The organism is Hyalangium versicolor, assembly GCF_020103695.1.
In the GTDB taxonomy this organism is placed as follows: Bacteria; Myxococcota; Myxococcia; order Myxococcales; family Myxococcaceae; genus Hyalangium; species Hyalangium versicolor.
This window is the reverse complement of sequence record NZ_JAHXBF010000002.1, coordinates 245,428-262,998: the sequence shown is the minus strand read 5'-3', so window position 1 is coordinate 262,998 and position 17,571 is coordinate 245,428. Positions and strand designations below refer to the sequence as shown.

At 67.5% G+C, this 17,571-nt stretch carries 11 protein-coding genes; 4 read left to right on the top strand and 7 right to left on the bottom strand.

Annotated features, from left to right (window positions below):
• Nucleotides 1-9: 9 nt before the first annotated feature.
• Nucleotides 10-2,220: a TOMM precursor leader peptide-binding protein gene (locus KY501_RS04595; RefSeq protein WP_373691554.1), complete on the bottom strand. Its 2,211-nt coding sequence runs from the start codon at nucleotides 2,218-2,220 to the stop codon at nucleotides 10-12.
• A gap of 81 nt (nucleotides 2,221-2,301) precedes the next feature.
• Entirely contained in the window at nucleotides 2,302-3,627 is a 1,326-nt protein-coding gene (locus KY501_RS04590; RefSeq protein ID WP_224361283.1) for an amidohydrolase family protein, read from the bottom strand.
• Nucleotides 3,628-3,813: 186 nt separating this feature from the next.
• On the opposite strand from KY501_RS04590, the gene KY501_RS04585 reads away from it, so the two are divergent.
• Nucleotides 3,814-5,208 (top strand): SagB/ThcOx family dehydrogenase, encoded by a 1,395-nt coding sequence (locus KY501_RS04585; RefSeq protein WP_224361282.1) that lies wholly within the window; start codon nucleotides 3,814-3,816, stop codon nucleotides 5,206-5,208.
• 1 nt (nucleotide 5,209) lies between these two features.
• Here the strand turns inward: KY501_RS04585 and kdsB are convergent, their stop codons facing one another.
• Nucleotides 5,210-5,962 (bottom strand): 3-deoxy-manno-octulosonate cytidylyltransferase, encoded by a 753-nt coding sequence (gene kdsB, locus KY501_RS04580; protein ID WP_224361281.1) that lies wholly within the window; start codon nucleotides 5,960-5,962, stop codon nucleotides 5,210-5,212.
• 94 nt (nucleotides 5,963-6,056) lie between these two features.
• Between kdsB and wecB the strand changes: the two genes are divergently transcribed.
• Nucleotides 6,057-7,184, top strand: a complete 1,128-nt coding sequence (wecB, locus tag KY501_RS04575) for a non-hydrolyzing UDP-N-acetylglucosamine 2-epimerase (protein ID WP_224361280.1) — start codon at nucleotides 6,057-6,059, stop codon at nucleotides 7,182-7,184.
• A gap of 20 nt (nucleotides 7,185-7,204) precedes the next feature.
• On the opposite strand, the gene KY501_RS04570 is transcribed toward wecB, so the two are convergent.
• Nucleotides 7,205-9,316 carry an ATP-binding protein gene (locus KY501_RS04570; RefSeq protein ID WP_224361279.1) on the bottom strand — a complete coding sequence of 704 codons (2,112 nt, stop codon included), beginning with the start codon at nucleotides 9,314-9,316 and terminating at the stop codon, nucleotides 7,205-7,207.
• Between the two features lie 212 nt (nucleotides 9,317-9,528).
• On the opposite strand from KY501_RS04570, the gene KY501_RS04565 reads away from it, so the two are divergent.
• Nucleotides 9,529-10,560 (top strand): RluA family pseudouridine synthase, encoded by a 1,032-nt coding sequence (locus tag KY501_RS04565; protein WP_224361278.1) that lies wholly within the window; start codon nucleotides 9,529-9,531, stop codon nucleotides 10,558-10,560.
• An 89-nt stretch (nucleotides 10,561-10,649) separates the two neighbouring features.
• Here KY501_RS04565 and KY501_RS04560 read toward each other — a convergent pair whose 3' ends face one another.
• From KY501_RS04560 to KY501_RS04550, 3 genes are read right to left on the bottom strand one after another with little or no spacing between them, the layout of a single operon-like run.
• Nucleotides 10,650-13,787, bottom strand: coding sequence for an efflux RND transporter permease subunit (locus KY501_RS04560; RefSeq protein ID WP_224361277.1), 3,138 nt, complete (start codon nucleotides 13,785-13,787; stop codon nucleotides 10,650-10,652).
• A 13-nt stretch (nucleotides 13,788-13,800) separates the two neighbouring features.
• Complete coding sequence (locus KY501_RS04555; RefSeq protein WP_224361276.1) at nucleotides 13,801-14,991, bottom strand: efflux RND transporter periplasmic adaptor subunit; 1,191 nt, start codon at nucleotides 14,989-14,991, stop codon at nucleotides 13,801-13,803.
• On the bottom strand, nucleotides 14,988-16,322 hold the full coding sequence (locus KY501_RS04550; RefSeq protein WP_224361275.1) for a TolC family protein: 1,335 nt from the start codon (nucleotides 16,320-16,322) through the stop codon (nucleotides 14,988-14,990). The genes KY501_RS04555 and KY501_RS04550 overlap by 4 nt, the downstream gene beginning before the upstream one ends.
• A 229-nt stretch (nucleotides 16,323-16,551) precedes the next feature.
• On the opposite strand from KY501_RS04550, the gene KY501_RS04545 reads away from it, so the two are divergent.
• The gene (locus tag KY501_RS04545) at nucleotides 16,552-17,538 is read left to right on the top strand and encodes a sugar ABC transporter substrate-binding protein (RefSeq protein WP_224361274.1); all 987 of its coding nucleotides are present in this window, start codon (nucleotides 16,552-16,554) and stop codon (nucleotides 17,536-17,538) included.
• Nucleotides 17,539-17,571: the final 33 nt, after the last annotated feature.

Genomic DNA, 17,571 nt, shown 5'->3' with positions numbered 1-17,571 from the left:
GGAAGACTCCTACAAGAAGAGAGGGTACGGGTTGAACTGCGACTCATCCAACGGATGGGCTCTCCAGCCCAGTCGCACGGGGACATCAAAGAGGCGTCCGGGTCCGAAGCGGGGCCAGAAGTGGCGCAGCCCTGGGACGATGACCTTCACCGCATGCAGGCCCACGTCCGGCCGGGTCTGATCCAGCACCAGCGTCTCCAGGCCGGCGCGAGCCGCTCGCGCCACGCAAGTCTTCACGTCCTCGAGGATGTCCTCGTGGGAGGGAGTGGGGAAGTCCGCGGGGGTCCTGAGCGGCACCGTCTCGTCGGGGAGCAGGAAGGAGGAATCCTCGAGATCCGCCTCCGTCCAGGGAGGCGTGAGCTTCTGGTGGGGATCAAAGAGCTGGTTGAACTCGGTGAGCGCGCGCTGGAGGGCGATGCGCGCGTCCAGGTGCGCCCCGAGGCCCATGCAGTAGCGGCCATTCTCCGGGAACCGCCCGAGCGCCACGAAGGTGGGGATGCCCAGGTCATGCGTGAGATCCAACGCCCACAGGCGCCAGCCCAGAGAGCGGTGGTGCTCCATCAGCGCCTGGAAATAGGGCTCGGAGAAGCTGGCGAGGTCCACTCCGGGACGGCGCACGCGGTTGTACCACCAGACGGCGGTGGCATCGCGCTCGGCCAGTTCCAGGAAGCCCTGGAGGATGGCCTCCTCCACGCAGTTGCCAGCCGCGTTGCCGTTGGAGTCCATGGTGCTGAAGCGGGCCTCCGCCGGAGAGGGGTGGCGGTTGTAACAGTACGAAGTGGCCACGTACCGCCGGCGGTCGTGCGTGATCGACCAGACGGGAGTCCAGTCCACCTCCAGGCGATCATCGAAGGGGATGGGAATGGCGGCGCGTGGCAGCCGGTACTCCGCGTTGAGCTTGTCGCGCTCGCGGTACTGGGTGTCGCTGAAGAGCAGCACGTGGTGTGGGTGGACGGCCTCCGCTCCCAGCTCCTCGATGCGCGCGTGGATGCGCGGTTCATCCCCCTGGAAGAGGGAGCTCCAGCGCTCGATCGACTCACCGAGCGCGCTGACGCGGGACTGCGCCGGGGTGCGGCCCTTGCCGAAGCCCAGCGCATGAAACTCATGGAACACCGGCGCCTCACCTCGGAACGGCGTGAAGTACGAGGCGTAGAAGGTCGGCCGGAGCGGGTGGTTGCGATCCTCGACGGTGCCCAGGCTGCTGAGCACACCGGTGATGGGACTGATGTGGTGCTGGAGCCGCGCGTAGGTCTCCTCGGGAGACACGCTGCGGAAGCCGTTGTCCTCGGTGAAGCCTCGCGGGCGGGACTGCAATACGAGCGGCCGGGTGCCACGGGCCTTCAGCAACTCCGGGTCTCCGCATGCCGGGCACTGGGGACGCCGGACCACGGTGTGTTCGGTGAGCTGGAATTGTGGGAACTCCAGCGCCAGCAACGTCTGGCCCAGGGAACCCTGCCGTCCCATCGCCAGCCATCGCGCCAGGGCGGTGGCGGCCAGGTGAAGGCCAGCCTGGAGGCTCGAGGGCAGCTCCGCTCGTGGCGGCAGGAAGGGCTCTCGAGCGCCCGTGCTCTCGCGCAAGAAGGTCTCCACGGGGCGATTCCATCTCAGCCGGTGCGCGAGACAGTCCCAACATGGACCCTCGCCCGGGCGGAACACCGGACCCACCCAGGCCATGGTCCCCGAGGGCTTCACGAGCAACCAAGGTTCACGCCGCTCCATCGCTCGCTGGTTGATCGCCTCCAGTTCGGGCGTGAGGTAGTCGCGGACGAGGATGACTTGAAACGGAGCGCCGTCGCGGACGGTGAGGCCGGCTCCCTCAAGGGCTCGGGCCAGGGGCGCGGGCTCCAGCCCATCCAGGGCAAGGGCCGCCACGGGGGCAGCAGCGAGCCTCGCGGCCGCTTCCGCGGGTGCGACTCCCGAGGCCTGCCAGAAAGCAGCGGCTTCCGGAGAGAGCGCGGAGGAGGCGTCGACGACATAGCCTCGCTTCTCCAGCAGAGAGATTGTGTACAGCACCTCGGGTGCGGAGACCTGGCCTTCGAGCGCGGCGACGATGTCTCGAATGGAGCGGCGTCCATCCAGCAGGGGCGCCAGGAGGACCTGGATCCTGCCGGTGAGCATGAATTGCTCTCGCTCGCCGATGAGGAAAGCCCGCTCCGAACCCACAATCTCCAGACGAAGGTGCGGCTTGAATTGCGGAACTCGGTCGAAGAGATCACTCATGGCGATGGCCAGGAGTGTAATCCGCTTCAAGAGTTTGTTGAACGCGCTCAGGAATCAGACGCGTTCAACAAAAGGCTTGCATTATTGCTTTGCAGTCGCCTGCCGCTCCGCCTGGATATGTGCGCGGTAGGTGTCGCGGTCCAGCTTCTTTCCCAGTTTCCACACCGAGATGATGTTCCGCGTCACCTGGATGTCCGTGGTGGGGTCCCCTCTCACGAGGAGCAGATCCGCCCTCAGCCCTGGCGCGAGGTGGCCGCGGTCCGAGAGCTTGAAGCGGTCGGCGGGCAGGGCAGTCGCCGCGGTGAGTGCTTCGGTGGGGGTGAGCGCTGTGGAGACGAGCATCTCCAATTCCTGGTGAAGGGTGGCTCCCACGGCGGTTCCCGGATTGGCGCAGTCCGAGCCCGCGAGCAACGGAACATGTGAGGCCTTCAGCTGGCGCACATTCTCTTGCATCAATGCGGGCTTGACGCCCTGACCGAAGCCGGGTGGGAACGTCATCTTCAGGCCGCTGAGCCCACTGGGGGGCAGATAGGCCTCGAGCCGTGGGTCTCCGAGGATGGCCGCATCGTTGTGAAAGCCCGCGATGCCGGCGTAAACGGCCAGCGTCGGGATCACGAAGGCCTTGTGAGACGAGACCAGCTCGGCGAAGGCCGGGTCGGAGCGCGTGTTGACGATGGCGTGGGTGAGTCCATCCGCGCCGGCCTCGATGGCCTCGCGGGACTCGCGCAACGTGATGGCATGAACGACCGCCACCACCCCGTGGGCATGAGCGGCCGCGATGCAGGCGGCGAGCACGTCGCGGCCGAAGGTGGGCAGGGTCTGCGCGGACCAGCTCTCTCCCGCGTCGTAGATGATCTTGACGAAGGAAGCGCCCGCGGCGAGCTGGTTGTCCACTGCCTCCTGGCACTCCTTGGCGGAGGTGACCTGCGGCATCGGGAATTCGCCGTACTCGGTGCCATGGCCCTTGGGCGCGGTGACGAGCAGGCTGACCAGGGTGTCCGCCTCATCCGGTGCTCGGTGCGCGAGTCCAGTCAAGGTCGTCTTGATGGCCGCGGCGGAGTACTCGCCGAACATGTCGATCACCGTGGTGACACCAAAGGCCAGCGCGGCCTTGTACGAGTCGGGCCCCTGGAGATGGAAGTGGGCATCAATGAGACCTGGCAGCACGGTCATGCCCTGCCCGTCGATGATCTCGGTGACGCCGGAGAGGTTCAGGTTCTCGCCCACGGCGGCGATTCGCTCTCCACGAACGACGATGGTGCCCGAGGGGATGACTCGCTCGCCATCGAAGATGCGGACGTTGCGGATGGCGAAGGAGGGCTCAGTGGACTCTGCGGCTTCGAGACTCTGTGTGGTCGCGCAGCCAGCCAGCACGAGCATCAAGAGGATGCTTGAGAGACGTTTCATGGTTTTTCTTGGATCAGCGAGAGGGGGGAGTGAGGCGCGGTATCATCTGGCGAGAGGACCTCGATTTCCAGGTAGCGACCACGTCGTTCCTCTGAAGCTCCGGCCCAGGGCTTTTCATCCGCTGACTGGCGCTGTACATCCGTCGAGTCGCTCGAATTCCTCTTCTCCCTTTGATTCAAGGCTGCCATGAGCACACGCGAGACGATTTCCTGGGGAACGGGCGTGAGTGTGTCGCTGGCTGCTGATGGCCGACGCGAGATCACCGGGCGCGTCGAGCTGACATTGCCTCCTGTTTCTCCGAGCGTCGGCGCCGCGCTCGAGGCCTTGAGCGAAGGGGACCGGAGCTTCAGCGAGTTGAGCGCGCTGGCGGGTCACGATGGAGTGACGCACGCCGCCATCTTCCACAGCTTGCTGGAGGGGCTGAGGAAGCAGGGGTTGCTGGCCCGGACGCTCCACGTGGATGGCAGTGTCATCGCGAGGCTCGCTCCCGCAGCTCCTCAGGCAAGGGGACATGCACTCAAGGAGGGTGTGCGCTACAGCCTGTCTCGCTTCGCCTTCATGCATGTGGTGGATGGGAGCCTCATGTTGGAGACGCCGCTGTCCGAGGGGCGTGTGGAGTTGTCGGCCTGGCAGGGGCCCGCTCTCCTGGGCGCGCTCGCCACGCCGAGGTGTATCGAGGATGTCACGGCCGCGGTCCCTGGCCTGCCGACAGAGGCCGCTACAGCCTTTCTAAGGATGCTGGCGGAGGCGGGCCTGCTAACGGAGACGGGCGCGGATGGTGTCTCGGTCGAACCCGGAGTGCTCGCGACCTGGGAGTTCCACGACCTGCTGTTTCACAGGCAGACCCGTTGGGGAAAGCGCGAGAGCATCTATGGGGGAGCTACGTATCGGTTCCGTGACGTGCTCCCCGCGCCCGAGAAGAAACCGCCGCTCCAGGGCGAGCGGTTCTCACTGGAGAAGCCTGATCTCTCAGAGGTGGAGAGGCGCGATCCTCCCTTCTCAGTGGTGATGGAGGGTCGCCGTTCGATTCGCGCACACGGCGCGCGGCCCGTGACGCGCACCCAGTTGGGCGAATTGCTCTATCGGGCGGTGGGCCACCGCCATGTCGTCTTTCATGGGAGGGGCGAAGGAGAAGCGCGGCCCTATCCCTCCGGTGGCGCCATCTATGAGACAGAGGTGTACGTCATCGTCGAGCGCTGCGAGGGATTGGAGGAAGGGCTGTATCACTACCAGGGAGCGGAGCACGCACTCTGCCGCATCTCGGGACGCACCCCGGAACTGGACATGATCCTGCAAGCGGCCATGAGCGGTGCGCTCATCAAGGAGCGTCCGCAGGTGATGATCATCCTGACGGCCCGCTTCGCACGGATGGCCTGGAAGTACGAGACCATGGCCTACGCGGCGATGCTCAAGAACGTGGGGGTCATCTACCAGACGCTGTATCTGGTCGCGACCGCGATGGGGCTCGCGCCGTGCGCGCTGGGAGGAGGCAGCGCGGAGGTCTTCGCCCGCGCCTCGGGGCTGGATCCGCTCGAGGAGGGCTCCGTGGGCGAGTTTCTCCTGGGAACCCGGCCGGAGTGACTCAGCGGCCGATGCCGCGGCTACGCATCACGGCCTCCACCCGGGCCACGTCCTCGGGGACATCCACCGCCACCGTGTTCCAATGCACCTGACCGCAGCGGATGCGCAGGCCGTGCTCCAGTGCTCGGAGTTGCTCCAACTTCTCCGCCTCTTCCAATGGTGTGGGCTGCAATGTGGCCAGCTTCAGCAGCGTCTCGTGCCGGTAGCCGTACAGCCCGATATGAGCCCAGCGCCGCACGCTGCCCTCGTGTCCCGCCTCGCGGATGAAGGGCAGCGCGGCCCGGCTGAAGTAGAGCGCGTCCCCGTTCCGTGCGATCACTGCCTTCACCACGTTGGGGTTGGGTACCTCCGCCGCCTCCAGTGGCCGGACCAGCGTCCCCATCTGTACCTCGGGATCGGCGAACAGGTCCGCCAGCACCTTCAGCGCCTCGGGGTCCAGCAGAGGCTCGTCTCCCTGAACGTTCACCCACACCTCCACGCCCGTGCGGCCCCGCGCCACCTCCGCCACCCGGTCCGTACCCGTGGCACAGGCAGGGCTCGTCATCACTGCTGTGCCGCCAAAGCGCGTCACGGCCTCGCGGATGCGCTCGTCGTCCGTGGCCACGAGCACCTCATCGAAGGCCTCGGCCTCCTGACAGCGGCGCCAGACGTGCTCCACCATGGGAGTGCCGGCGATGAGGGCGAGCGGCTTGCCAGGGAAGCGGGTGCTGGCATGGCGAGCGGGGATGACGGCGACGATCCGAGAAGAGGCCATGGAGGGGCCGTCTATCAGATTCAGGACGTCTCGCCCCACCTGTAGTGCCCCGGACACTGGCCACCGGACAGACAGTGCCTAGCTTCCGGAAGCCATGAAGAAGGTTCTTCACATCGTCGGCGCGCGCCCCAACTTCATGAAGGCCGCGCCCATCCACAAGGCCATCGCCGAGCGCGGCCAGCTCGCCCAGGTCCTCGTCCACACCGGCCAGCACTATGACGTGAAGATGAGTGATGTCTTCTTCACGGATCTCGGCATGGCTCCGCCGGATGTGTACCTGGGCATCGGCTCGGGCAGCCACGCGGAGCAGACCGCTCGCACCATGATCGAGCTCGAGAAGGTCTTCCTGCGCGAGAAGCCGGATCTCGTCTCCGTGGTGGGAGACGTCAACAGCACCCTGGCGGGCGCCCTGGTGGCCTCGAAGATGGGCATCCGTATCTCCCACGTGGAGGCGGGCCTGCGCAGCTTCGACCCGACGATGCCCGAGGAGATCAACCGCATCGTCACCGACCGGGTCGCGAATCTGCTGCTCACGCCGTCCCAGGACGGGGATGCCAACCTCCTCAAGGAGGGCGTGGACCCGTCGCGCATCCACTTCGTGGGCAACGTGATGATCGACTCGCTGCTGGCTTCCAAGGCGCGGGCCGAGAAGCTCTCCACGCTCGCCGACCTGGGGCTCACGCCCAAGGGCTACGCGGTGTGCACGCTGCACCGCGCCTCCAACGTGGATGACCCGAAGGTGCTCAGCGGGCTGCTGTCCGCGCTGTCCCATGTCTCCCACCGGGTGCCGGTCATCTTCCCGGTGCACCCGCGCACGCGGAAGATGCTGGCGGACCACGGCCTGAGCGGCATGCTCGAGCGCTCTCCGGGACTCCGGCTGGTGGAACCCATGGGTTATCTGGAGTTCCTCGCGCTCACCTCGCAGGCCCGACTCATCCTCACCGACTCGGGCGGGCTCCAGGAGGAGTCCACTGCGCTGAGCGTGCCGTGCCTCACGCTGCGCGAGAACACCGAGCGCCCCATCACCGTCGAGCAGGGCACCAACCTCATCGTCGGCACCGATCCGGTGCGCATCAGCGAGGAGGCGGACCGGGCCCTCGACGGGAACGGGAAGAAGGGCCGCGTGCCCGAACTGTGGGACGGGCGCACTGCCCAGCGCGTCGCCGAGTTGTACGAGCGCGTGCTGAGCATCGGCTCTGGAGAGCTGCGCGCGACAGCCTGAGCGCGAAGGGCGTGCCTCCCTCAGCCGGTGGGCGTGGTGAGGCTCAACCCATCGAAGGGAAGATAGACGGTGAAGGTAGTCCCCCGGCCGGGCTCGCTCTGGACGTCGATGCGGCCTCCGTGCCGGGTGACGATGTCACGGCTGATGGACAGTCCCAGCCCCGTGCCCTGGCCTCGCGGCTTGGTGGTGAAGAAGGGCGTGAAGAGCCGGGCGAGTGTCTCCCGTGACATTCCCTTGCCCGTGTCCGAGATCTCCACCACCACCTCGTGCTGCCGCGGTGAGGTGCGGATGCGGATCACTCCTCGGGTCTCGATGGCCTGGGCCGCGTTGACGAGCAGGTTGGTGAACACCTGGTTGATCTGCGTGGGGTAGCAGGTGACGGAGGGCAGCTCTCCAAAGTCACGCTTCACCTCGCACTTGTACTTGAGCTCGTTCCACACCATCCGTAGCGTGGACTCCAGCTCCGTGTTCAGGTCCACGATCTGTGGCGTGCCCTCGTCCTCCCGCGAGAAGGAGCGCAGGCTCTGGACGATCTCCTTGATGCGCCGCGCGCCCGTCAGGGACTCCTGGATGATCTCGGGCATCTCCGTGATCAGGTTCTCCACATCCACTTGCTTCCACAGCGCGCGCAGGCGTGCGAGCAGCTCCGCGGACAGGACGCGCTCCTCGGCGCTCTCGCCGGCCAGCAGCTCTCGCTGCAGCTCCAGCAGGGGCCGGAGCTCGGAGAGCTGCCGGTCGAGCGTCTGGAGGTTGCTCGTCACATAGCCCACCGGGTTGTTGATCTCGTGGGCGATCCCCGCCGCGAGCTGGCCCAGCGAGGCCAGCTTCTCGGCTCGGACGAGCTGGGTCTGCCGCTCTTCCACCAGCTTGCGCTCGGTGATGTTGCGCACGATGCAGACCGCTTCGTCCGGGCCGCTGCGGACGACCCGGGCCTCGTACCGCTGCACTCCCTGTTCCATCCGCTCCAGCTCGTACTCGTAGACGGCCAGGTTCCCCTCGCGGATGACGCGATGGACGTTCGACAGCGTCAGCTCGATGAAGGAAGGTGGCAGCGGGAGCTCCGAGAGTTTCCTGCCCAGGATTTCCTCCAGAGGCAGTGACTTCGGCGCTGGGGTTCCGTCGTGCCAGTCGATGAGGGTGCCGTCGACGCGGATGCGGAAGAGGATGTCCGGGATGGTGCGGATCAACGCGCTCAGCCGCGCCTCGCTCTCCTTCCGGGCGGTGATGTCCACGTCGGTGCCCATGACGCGCACCGCTCGGCCCTGTTCGTCGCGCGCCACCACGCGGGCTCGGGTCAGGACCCATGCCCACTCACCGCTCTTGCGCCGCGTGCGATAGGTGAACTCGAAGGTGGGAACGAGCCCCTTCAAGTGCGCGACGATGTGCTGTTCCGCCGCGGCCAGGTCCTCGGGATGGCAGATGCTCCGCCACGTCGAGAGGGTCGGCGCGAGTTCCCCATCGTCGTAGCCCAGCATCTCGAGGAAACGGCGGCTGAAGTAGATCTCCTGGGTGGGGACCCTCCAGTCCCAGAGCGCGTCCTCCACGCTGGTGAGCGCCTGCTTCAGCTGCTCCAGCAGCAGTTGCCGGGCGCGGTCCGTCTCTTCCTGGACCCGCTGGGCAGGCTCGTGACGCCAGGCCATCAGGAGGAGGGCACCGGTCTGCAGCGCTGACGGGAGCAGAGGGAGGCTGTTCGCGTCAGGAAGACCCAGGGGGTTGGCAATACCCATGAGACCTATCAACTCGTCCGCACTCTGGATGGGCAACAGCCATAGGGAGTCGAGCGGAGGAGTTCCCGGACCCAGCGGGGCGTCGTCGGGGGATTCCAGCCTGTTCCAGGACACGGGTTGTCCCGTCGCGAGGGCCGTGGCCAGGAGGGGACGGAGGCCGGTGGTGGTCTGGGCGCGTGAGGGCTCGTCCAGGGAGACCTCGTGCAGGGTCTCCATCCAGTCCGGTGGGCTGCTGGTGAGGACCTGGAAGCGGGGTCCCGCTTCCGGCGTGGGGTGCACCTCTCCCACGAAGCCGCAGGGACTCTGCGTGTATTCGAGGAATGCGCCCAGCAGCCTGTCGAGCAGGTTGCGCACGGCGACGCCTCGGATGAGCTCCGATTGAATCTCGACGAGTACGTGCAACAAGAAGCATGATCCCGGTGAAGACGTCGAGTGTGACGTCACGATACCAGAGCCCGTGAAACCCCTTGCATGAATAATGGTTCATGTCTCACGGGGGGTACGGGAGCGAGGGTGGATCCATGCCGCCACGCCGCTCCCCCCTTCGGATGGCGGGGGAGGGGGCTGCTACCCCAGCACGGACCTCGCTCCGCGTGTTAGGAGGCGAAGGTGCTGGCATGAGCGAGAAGAGAGCGGACAGTCCCCCTGCGTCTCCACCCTCGGGTGAGGTCGCCGGGAGCTACATCGACATCGAGTATGTCGTGGAGCCCAACTATGCGGGTTGGCGCCTGGAGCGCTACCTTGGGGAGAAGATCCGCCGCCTGTCTCGCGCTCGCATCCTGGGGATCATCCAGCGCGGCCTCATCAGCGAGCATCGCCTCAAGCCCTCCTCGCTGGTCTACCCGGGGTTGGTCTTCCGCATCCGGCGCCGTATCACCGAGGAGCCCGACACTCCCACCGAACTGCCCGTCGTGTTTCAGGACGACTGGCTCCTGGTGCTCGACAAGCCGTCGGGTCTGCCCATCCATCCCTCGGCGCGCTACCAGAACGGCACCCTCGTCTCGTTGCTCCGGGAGCGCTTCGGAGAGAGTTACGCGGAGCCTGCCCACCGTCTGGATCGTGAGACGAGCGGCCTGGTCGTCTGCGGGCGCACCACCGAGTCTTGCCGGGTCCTCGGCCGCCTTTTCCTCTCGCGCGACGTGCACAAGGAGTACCTCGCCATCTGCGAGGGCCATCCGCCCGAGGACACCTTCTTCGTGGATGCGCCCATCGCGGAGGGGACGGAGCTGATCCGGATTGCCGTCCGCATCGATCCCGTGGAGGGGAAGGAGAGCCGCACCCGCTTCCAGGTGCTCCAGCGCTTCACCCGCGACGGCGAGCCGTTTGCTCTGCTGCGCTGCTACCCGGAGACAGGGCGCCAGCATCAGATCCGCATCCACCTGCACGAGGTGGGCTTCCCGCTCGTGGGCGACAAGATGTACGGCCCTGATCCGGGCTACTTCGATCGCTTCAGCAAGCGCTGTCTGGAGCCCGAGGCCTGGGTGCGGCTGCGCTTGCCTCGGCACGCCCTGCACGCCGCGCATATCTCCTTCCCGCATCCGGGGACTGGGGAGACTGCCCGCTTCGATGTGCCGCTTCCCTCGGACCTGGCCGACTTCATCGACGGCAAGCCCGTGGACATGGGGCCTGGGTCCTCCAGCGCCGCGTGAGCGATTGACTCCGCCAAACCAGGGGGGCAGGAGATTCGAGATGTCGGGGCGTCCTCGAAGCTCCCTGCCCTCCCTGGCCTGGCGAATCCTCAGGTGCCGGTCTTGCGCAGTTTCTCGGCGGAGGGCACCACGCGCAGCAGCCGCGCCGGCATCCGGTCCGCTACCCGCTCCAAGCCTTGCAGGAAGAGCCGGTACATCACGGGCAGCAGCACCAGCGTCAGCGCGCAGGCGGACATCGTGCCCGCGACGATGACCACGGCCAGTGGCTTCTGTGTCTCGGAGCCAATGCCGTGGCTCAAGCACGCCGGCACCAGTCCCAGCGCCGCCAGCGAGGCCGTCATCAGCACTGGCCGCAAACGCTCCGTGCAGCCGTTCACGATGGCCAGGTCGAGCGATTCACCCGCTTCGCGGCGCTCGGCGATGGCGGACATGACCAGCACTCCGTTGAGTGCCGCCTGACCGATGAGGGCGATGAAGCCCACTGCCGCCGCCACGGATACCGGCATCCCCACCACGTACAGGCCGAATACGCCGCCCATGAGCGCGAAGGGGACATTGAGCAGCGTCACCACCGCCCGGCCGAACGAGTCGAAGGCCTTGAAGAGCAGCAGGAGCGTGAGCACCAGCGCCACCGGCACCACCGTGGCCAGCCGCGTCATGGCTCGCTCCTTGTTCTCGAACTCGCCGCCCCACTCGAGGCTGATGCCCGCGGGCAGGGGAGCCTCCTGCGTGACGCGGGAGCGCGCCTCGGACACGAACGAGCCCAGGTCCCGGCCGCGCACGTTCATGCGGATGCCGATGTAGCGCCGCCCGTTCTCCCGGTTGATGGAGGCCCGGCCCAGGCCCGTCTCCACGCGTGCCAGGGACTCCAGCGGCACCGTGACACCGCCCTCCACCGGCACCTGGAGCCGGGAGATCTTCTCCACGTCATCCCGCGTGGACAGCGGCAGGCGCATCACCACGTCGAAGCGGCGCTCGCCCTCCCAGAACTCGGACACGGGCCGGCCGCCCACCGCCGTCTGGAAGACGTGCTGGAAGTCTCCCAGCGACATGCCGTGCCGGGCCAGCGCCACCCGGTCCGGTGTGACCTTGATGTCGGGCACTTCACCGCTCTTCACGATGCCCAGGTCCGCCACGCCCTCCACCTTGGCGATGACGTTCTTTACCTTCTCCGCCTGCTCCTGGAGCACCTTCAAGTCGTCTCCGTAGAGCTTCACCGCCACCTGGCCGAACTGGCCGCTGATGCTCTCGTTGACGTTGTCCCGGATGGGTTGGCTGAAGTTCACCTCGAGGCCCGGCACCTCGTCGATGCGGCCTTGCAGGTCCGCGATGACGCTGGCCAGGTCCGGCGTCTGCTTGGGCCACTGTTCGGGTGGCTTGAGCTTCACGAAGAACTCCAGGTTGTTGGTCAGCGTGGCGTCCGTGCCGTCCTCGGGGCGGCCGAGCTGGCTCAGCACGGACTCCACCGCCGGGCCCTGGCGGATGAGCTGAGTCAGCCGAGGCACCAGCTTGCGGCCCTCCGAGAGCGACACGTTCGAGGGCAGGGTGAACGTCATGTAGAGGCCGCCCTCGTTCAGCTCCGGGAGGAACTCGCTGCCCATGCGTGGCAGCATCCACCCCGCCAGCAGCAGCCCGGCGCAGGCCAGGCTCAGAACTACCACCGGGTACTTCAAGCTGAAGCGCAGCGTAGGGCCGTACGCGCGTTCGGCCAGCTTGAGTACCGGTGATTCCTTGTGGCGCACCGGCTTGCGGTACACGAACGAAGCCAGCACGGGGATGAGCGTCACCGAGAAGATGAGCGCCCCCACCAGCGCGCTCACCACCGTGTTCGCCATGGGGGCGAAGATGCGTCCCTCCACCCGCTGGAGCATGAAGATGGGCAGGTAGGCCGCGATGATGATGAGCAGCGCGAACACCGTGGGCCGCACCACCGCCCGTGTCGCCATCGCGATGCGCTCCATGGGGGTCTCTGCCTTGTGCCGCTCGTCCGACAGGCGCGCGAGGATGCTCTCGATGATGACGACACCTCCGTCCACGATGACGCCGAAGTCCACCGCGCCCATGGACAGCAGGTTGGCCGACATGCCTCGCAGCTTCAGGTAGATGAACGAGGTGAGCAGTGACAGCGGGATGAGCACTCCCACCACCAGCGCGGCTCTCAGGTCCAACAGGAAGACGAAGAGCACCAGCGTCACCAGGATGGCGCCCTCCAGCAGGTTGTGACCCACCGTGCGCAGTGTGGTGTTCACCAGATCCGTCCGGTCGTAGAACGGGTCCACCTTGGCTTCATCCGGCACCAGCCGTGCGTTGATGCCGTCGATGGCGGCCCGCACCCGCGCCAGCACCACGGAGGGGTTCTCCCCTCGCCGCATCAGCACGATGCCCTCCACCACGTCGTTGTCCGCCTCCCGGCTCACCACGCCCTGGCGAGGCGCCCAGCCCTCCCTCACCTCCGCTACGTCCTTGATGAAGACGGGAGTGCCATCGTGCGTGGCCACCCGGACGTTGCGCAGGTCGTCCAGCGTGTGGAAGAGCCCCTCGCTGCGGATGACGAACTGCTCGCTGCCTCGCTCGAGCGTCCCGCCGCTGGCGTTGAGCGAGCCGTCCTTCAGTGCCTGCTCCAGATCCGCCAGCGTCAGCCCGTATGAGGCGAGCCGCGCGGGGTTGGGCTGCACGTGGATCTCCTTGAGCAGTCCGCCGTAGCTCACCACGTCCGCCACTCCGTCCACGCGCAGCAGGCCCGGGCGTACCACCCAGTCCTGCAGGGTGCGCAGCTTCATCGGATCCCCGCGCGCTCCCGCGAGCGTGTAGCGGTAGATCTCTCCGATGGGAGTGGCCAGTGGGCCCAGCTCCGGAGTGACACCCTCGGGCAGCTCCGCGTCCCTCAACCGCTCCAGCACCTGCTGCCGGGCAAAGAGCGCGTCCACGCCGTCATTGAAGGTGAGGGTGACGAAGGACAGGCCGAAGAGCGAGAGGTTGCGCAGCCGGCTCAGCCCCGGCGTGCCATTGAGGGCGCGCTCCAGCGGAAGGCCGATCTGCCGCTCCACCTCCTCGGAGGGCTGGCCGTCGTACAGCGTGATGACGTTGACCTGGGTGTCCGTTGGATCCGGGAAGGCCTCGACGGTCAGGTCCTTGAAGGAGAAGTAGCCCCAGATGGCCGCCAGCAGGGTGACGAACACCACCGCCGCGCGGTTCTTCAAGCTGAACTGGACGATTTTTTCGAACATGGTCGTCGCCCGCCTAGTCCGCCAGCTCGATCTGGTTCTCCAGCAGCAGCGCGCCTCGAGCGACGAAGCGCTGCCCCGCGCTCAGGCCTTCGCGCAGCTCCACCTGTCCGTCCCGCTGCCGCCCCGGGACTACCGCCACACGCTCCAGGCGAGAGGATTCCCGAGCCACGAAGACCACCGAGCGCGCTCCGTCCGTCACCACCGCTGAGACCGGCACTCGCACCCGTGCCACTCCGGACGGGGGCTCGGGCGTCACCTCGACGAAGGCGTTGGGGTGCAGCACCCGGTCCGTGTTGGCCACCCGGACGCGCACCTCCACCGTGCGCCGCTGCGGGTCCACCACCTCCGAGATCCGCTCCACATTTCCCGGACGCACCGCGCCGCCGTTCTGCGTGCGCACGGAGACGGACTGGCCCTCGCGCAGATCCGCCGCGTCCGCTTCCTGAAGGTCCGCGACGACGAGCACCTCGTCCAGGTCCGACAGGCGCAGCAGCGGCTTGTCCCGATCCGGCGTCACCTCCTGGCTGGCCACCACATCCAGGTCCACCACCGTGCCCGTTCGCGGCGCCGTCACCCAATAGAGGTTCTTGCCCTCACCGGAAACCTTGAGGCTGGCCTGCCGCGCGCGCGCGGCCTCCAGGGCCAGCTCGGCCTGGCGCTGCTCCGTCTGTGCCGCCAGCAGGTCCTTCTCCGGCGCGGCTCGCAGCGCCACCAGCTCCTTCAACCGCTCGGCGTTGCGCTGCTTCTCCGTCAGCTCCGCCTCCGCGCTGTGCAGCTCGCGGTCCAGGTCCGCGAAGGCTCCCGAGCGCACGGAGAAGAGCCGGTCGCCCGCCTTCACCCGGTCGCCCAAGCGTACGCGCATCTGCTCCACCCGTCCGGCCAGTGGCGCGCCCACGGAGGCCGTGCGGCTCTCGTCGAAGTCCACCCGGCCCGGAGCTGCCAGGGGCGCCAGGGCGGGAGCCTCCTCTGCCACCGCCAACTCCACGTACTGCCACTGCGGAGCCCCGTCCGGGATGACCACGGATTCGCCCTTCACGGAGACCACGGGGTGGGAGAGCCCCGCCTCCGCGGGAGCAGGGGGCGCGAATGCCAGCAGCGCGAGTGCGGCCACGATGCAGGCGCCGCCCGCGAAGGCAATCCACAAGGGCACACGGCGCGAAGAGGGTACGGCAGCAGGGAGAGGCGTCTCGGGGGTAGAGGTCATGATGGGTTCTCCTGTGAGGGGGCTGAGATGGCGTCGCGCAGCGAGGAGGGAGCGGACGGACCCGCGGCGCGCGCGCGGTCCAGCTCCACGGTCAGGTGGAAGGCCGTGAGGTCCAGGTCGGCGGCTCGCAGCAACAGCTCGCCGTAGCTGCGCCGGGCCAGCAACAGATCCTGCAGCGCGGCTCCGCCCGCCCGCACCGCCGCATCCAGTCGTTTCACCACACCCTCGGCGAGCGGAAGCGTCTGGTCTCGCAGCCGGGCGCGCCGTTCCTGCACGGCCTGAAGTTGGGCGGTGAGCGAGACCACGTCGCGCTCGGCCTGGGCGCGCAGCAGTTCGCGGCTCTGCCGCGCGGACTCCAACGACGCGCTCGCCGCCGCGGCGTCCGCCTGGCCATGATCGAAGAAGGTCAGCGGTACGGACAGGCCGACGAAGAGCGAGTCGCGCTGGTTGCCCGAGATGAGGAACTGGTCGCGCACGTAGCCTGCTCGCACCGTCGGATCCGGCAGCCAGCGGCGGCGGGCGAGCGTGAGCGAGGCGCGGGCGCTCTGCTCCTGCGCCGTGAGCGAGCGCAGGTCCGGACGGGCGTCGAGGTCGGCGGGAGCGGGAGCACGGGACAGGCGCGCAGAGAGGAACGCCGCCGCCGTGTCCCGGCCGCCAAAAGATTCGCACGTCAGCCCCGCTGCCCGCGTACAGGAGAGCAGCGCGTCGGATAGATGGGCCCGCTCCTCTCCGAGCGACGTCTGGAGCTGTTCCTCCTCCAGCATCGCCCGGTCCACGTCCAGGCCGGCGGTGTCTCCGTGCTTTTGCCGGGCCCGCTGGAGCCCGCTCAGCTTCGCGGCATCCGCGGCGAGCGCCTCCAACTCGGCCAGTCGTACCTCGGTCGCGGCCACCTCCGCCGCCCGGTCCAGCACCTCATAGGTGCGTGAGCGCAGCGCGGCCAGGGTGTCCAGGGCCGTCGCGGTCAGCGCCGCCCGTGCGGCATTCTGCCGGGGCCCTCGCTTGCCGAGCTCGATGAGCTCCGAGAGCCCCACGTTGTAGTTGGGCACGTCCTTCAGTCGGGACAGGCCCGGCGGGTTGGTGGGGCCTATCGGCAATGTGTTCCACGAGAGGTCTGCCTCCGGGTTTGGCAGCAGGTGCGCGCGAGTCACGTCTGCCTGGGCAGCAGCCACACGGGCTCGCGCCACGGCGAGGTCCGGCGAGTGCTCCCACAGCAGCGCGGACAGGTGCTCCGGGTCCGGAAGCGAGGAGAGGGGGAGGGTGGCGGACGACTCGGCCCCCGCGGCGGTGGCGCCGAGGAGCGCGATGGAGACAAGGAATGGTCGAAGTCGCACGAAGAGAGCTCCCGGTGGGATGACCGGAGTCCCTTCGCAAGCCTCATGCCGCGTCGCGTCTCAGCAGTTCCGAGGAGTTAGGTCCCACGCAGGCTTCAAATTCCTTGTATCAAGCGCGGGCACTTCAAAAGGCTTTCACCGGGTCGAAGGGGAAGATCAACGCACTCGGGATCTTCCATTAGACTTGGAGAGGCCCCGTTGGGGAGGCTCATCATCGGAAGGCGGCCACATGAGCACGCGCTTCAAGGTTCTGCTGGCAGCGGTGATCACGCTGCTGATCGCAGGGGCGGCGGTGGGGATGATGCTCGTCCACCGGGAGGGTACACAGCCAGCCCAGGGCTCGGCCCCCGCGGAGAAACGCCGCCTGTTGATCGGCCTGTCGCTCCATATGACGACGGATGACTACGGCCGCTTCATGAGCCAGGCCTTCAAGGACACGCTCGGCGCCGCCAAGGTCGACTACGTCATCACGGATGCCCAGCACAGCGGACAGCAGCAGCGGGAGGACATCGAGCGGCACATTGCCCGGCGTGTCGATGCGCTGGTGATCGTCCCCACCGATGATCAGCTCATCACCCAGGAGACCAACAAGGCCGCGGACCAGGGCATCCCCATCATCGCCGTCACCGCGATGCCCGGCTCGCGTGTCACCACCACCATCCTGGGGCGCGATCGTGACAATGGCTTCGACGCCGGGACGATCCTGGCGAAGAAGCTCGGTGGCACGGGAAAGGTGATGGTGCTCAACACGCCGACGGATCTCACCCGGTTGAACCTGCGCCATGAGGGCTTTCGCGACGCCATCCGCGACACCGGACTGGAGATCGTCGCGACCAAGCGGAGCATCAGCAAGGAGGGCTGCATGGCGGCCGTCGAGGAGGTGCTTCGCGAGCACCCGGATCTCAAGGGCATCTACGCGCCCTTCGGCACTGCGCTCATCGGCGCCGCGTCTGCTATTCGCGCCAGGGATCGCAAGGACATCGTCATCACGGGGATCGACGCCGACTTCGAGGTGCTGAAGCTCATCCAGGAGGGTTGGATCGCGGCAACGCTCGCGCAGTATCCGAGCGAGCATGGCCGCCTGGCCGCGGAGGCCGCGCTGCGGATCCTTCACGGCGAGCCGCTTGTTCCCTCCGTTGATGCCCCGTTCAAGATCGTCACCCAGGAGAATGCCGCCGCCATGGCGCAGGAGCTCTGGGGACGCGAGCTGCGCTGAGACACCCTGGCGCCCACCCGAGGGACGGGCTAT

Bases quoted from the DNA above. Each gene is read 5' to 3' on its own strand.
- KY501_RS04555 (WP_224361276.1), bottom strand. From the start codon at position 14,991: ATGACCTCTACCCCCGAGACGCCTCTCCCTGCTGCCGTACCCTCTTCG.
- KY501_RS04590 (WP_224361283.1), bottom strand. From the start codon at position 3,627: ATGAAACGTCTCTCAAGCATCCTCTTGATGCTCGTGCTGGCTGGCTGC.
- KY501_RS04585 (WP_224361282.1), top strand. From the start codon at position 3,814: ATGAGCACACGCGAGACGATTTCCTGGGGAACGGGCGTGAGTGTGTCG.
- KY501_RS04595 (WP_373691554.1), bottom strand. From the start codon at position 2,220: ATGAGTGATCTCTTCGACCGAGTTCCGCAATTCAAGCCGCACCTTCGT.
- KY501_RS04545 (WP_224361274.1), top strand. From the start codon at position 16,552: ATGAGCACGCGCTTCAAGGTTCTGCTGGCAGCGGTGATCACGCTGCTG.
- kdsB (WP_224361281.1), bottom strand. From the start codon at position 5,962: ATGGCCTCTTCTCGGATCGTCGCCGTCATCCCCGCTCGCCATGCCAGC.
- KY501_RS04565 (WP_224361278.1), top strand. From the start codon at position 9,529: ATGAGCGAGAAGAGAGCGGACAGTCCCCCTGCGTCTCCACCCTCGGGT.
- KY501_RS04560 (WP_224361277.1), bottom strand. From the start codon at position 13,787: ATGTTCGAAAAAATCGTCCAGTTCAGCTTGAAGAACCGCGCGGCGGTG.
- wecB (WP_224361280.1), top strand. From the start codon at position 6,057: ATGAAGAAGGTTCTTCACATCGTCGGCGCGCGCCCCAACTTCATGAAG.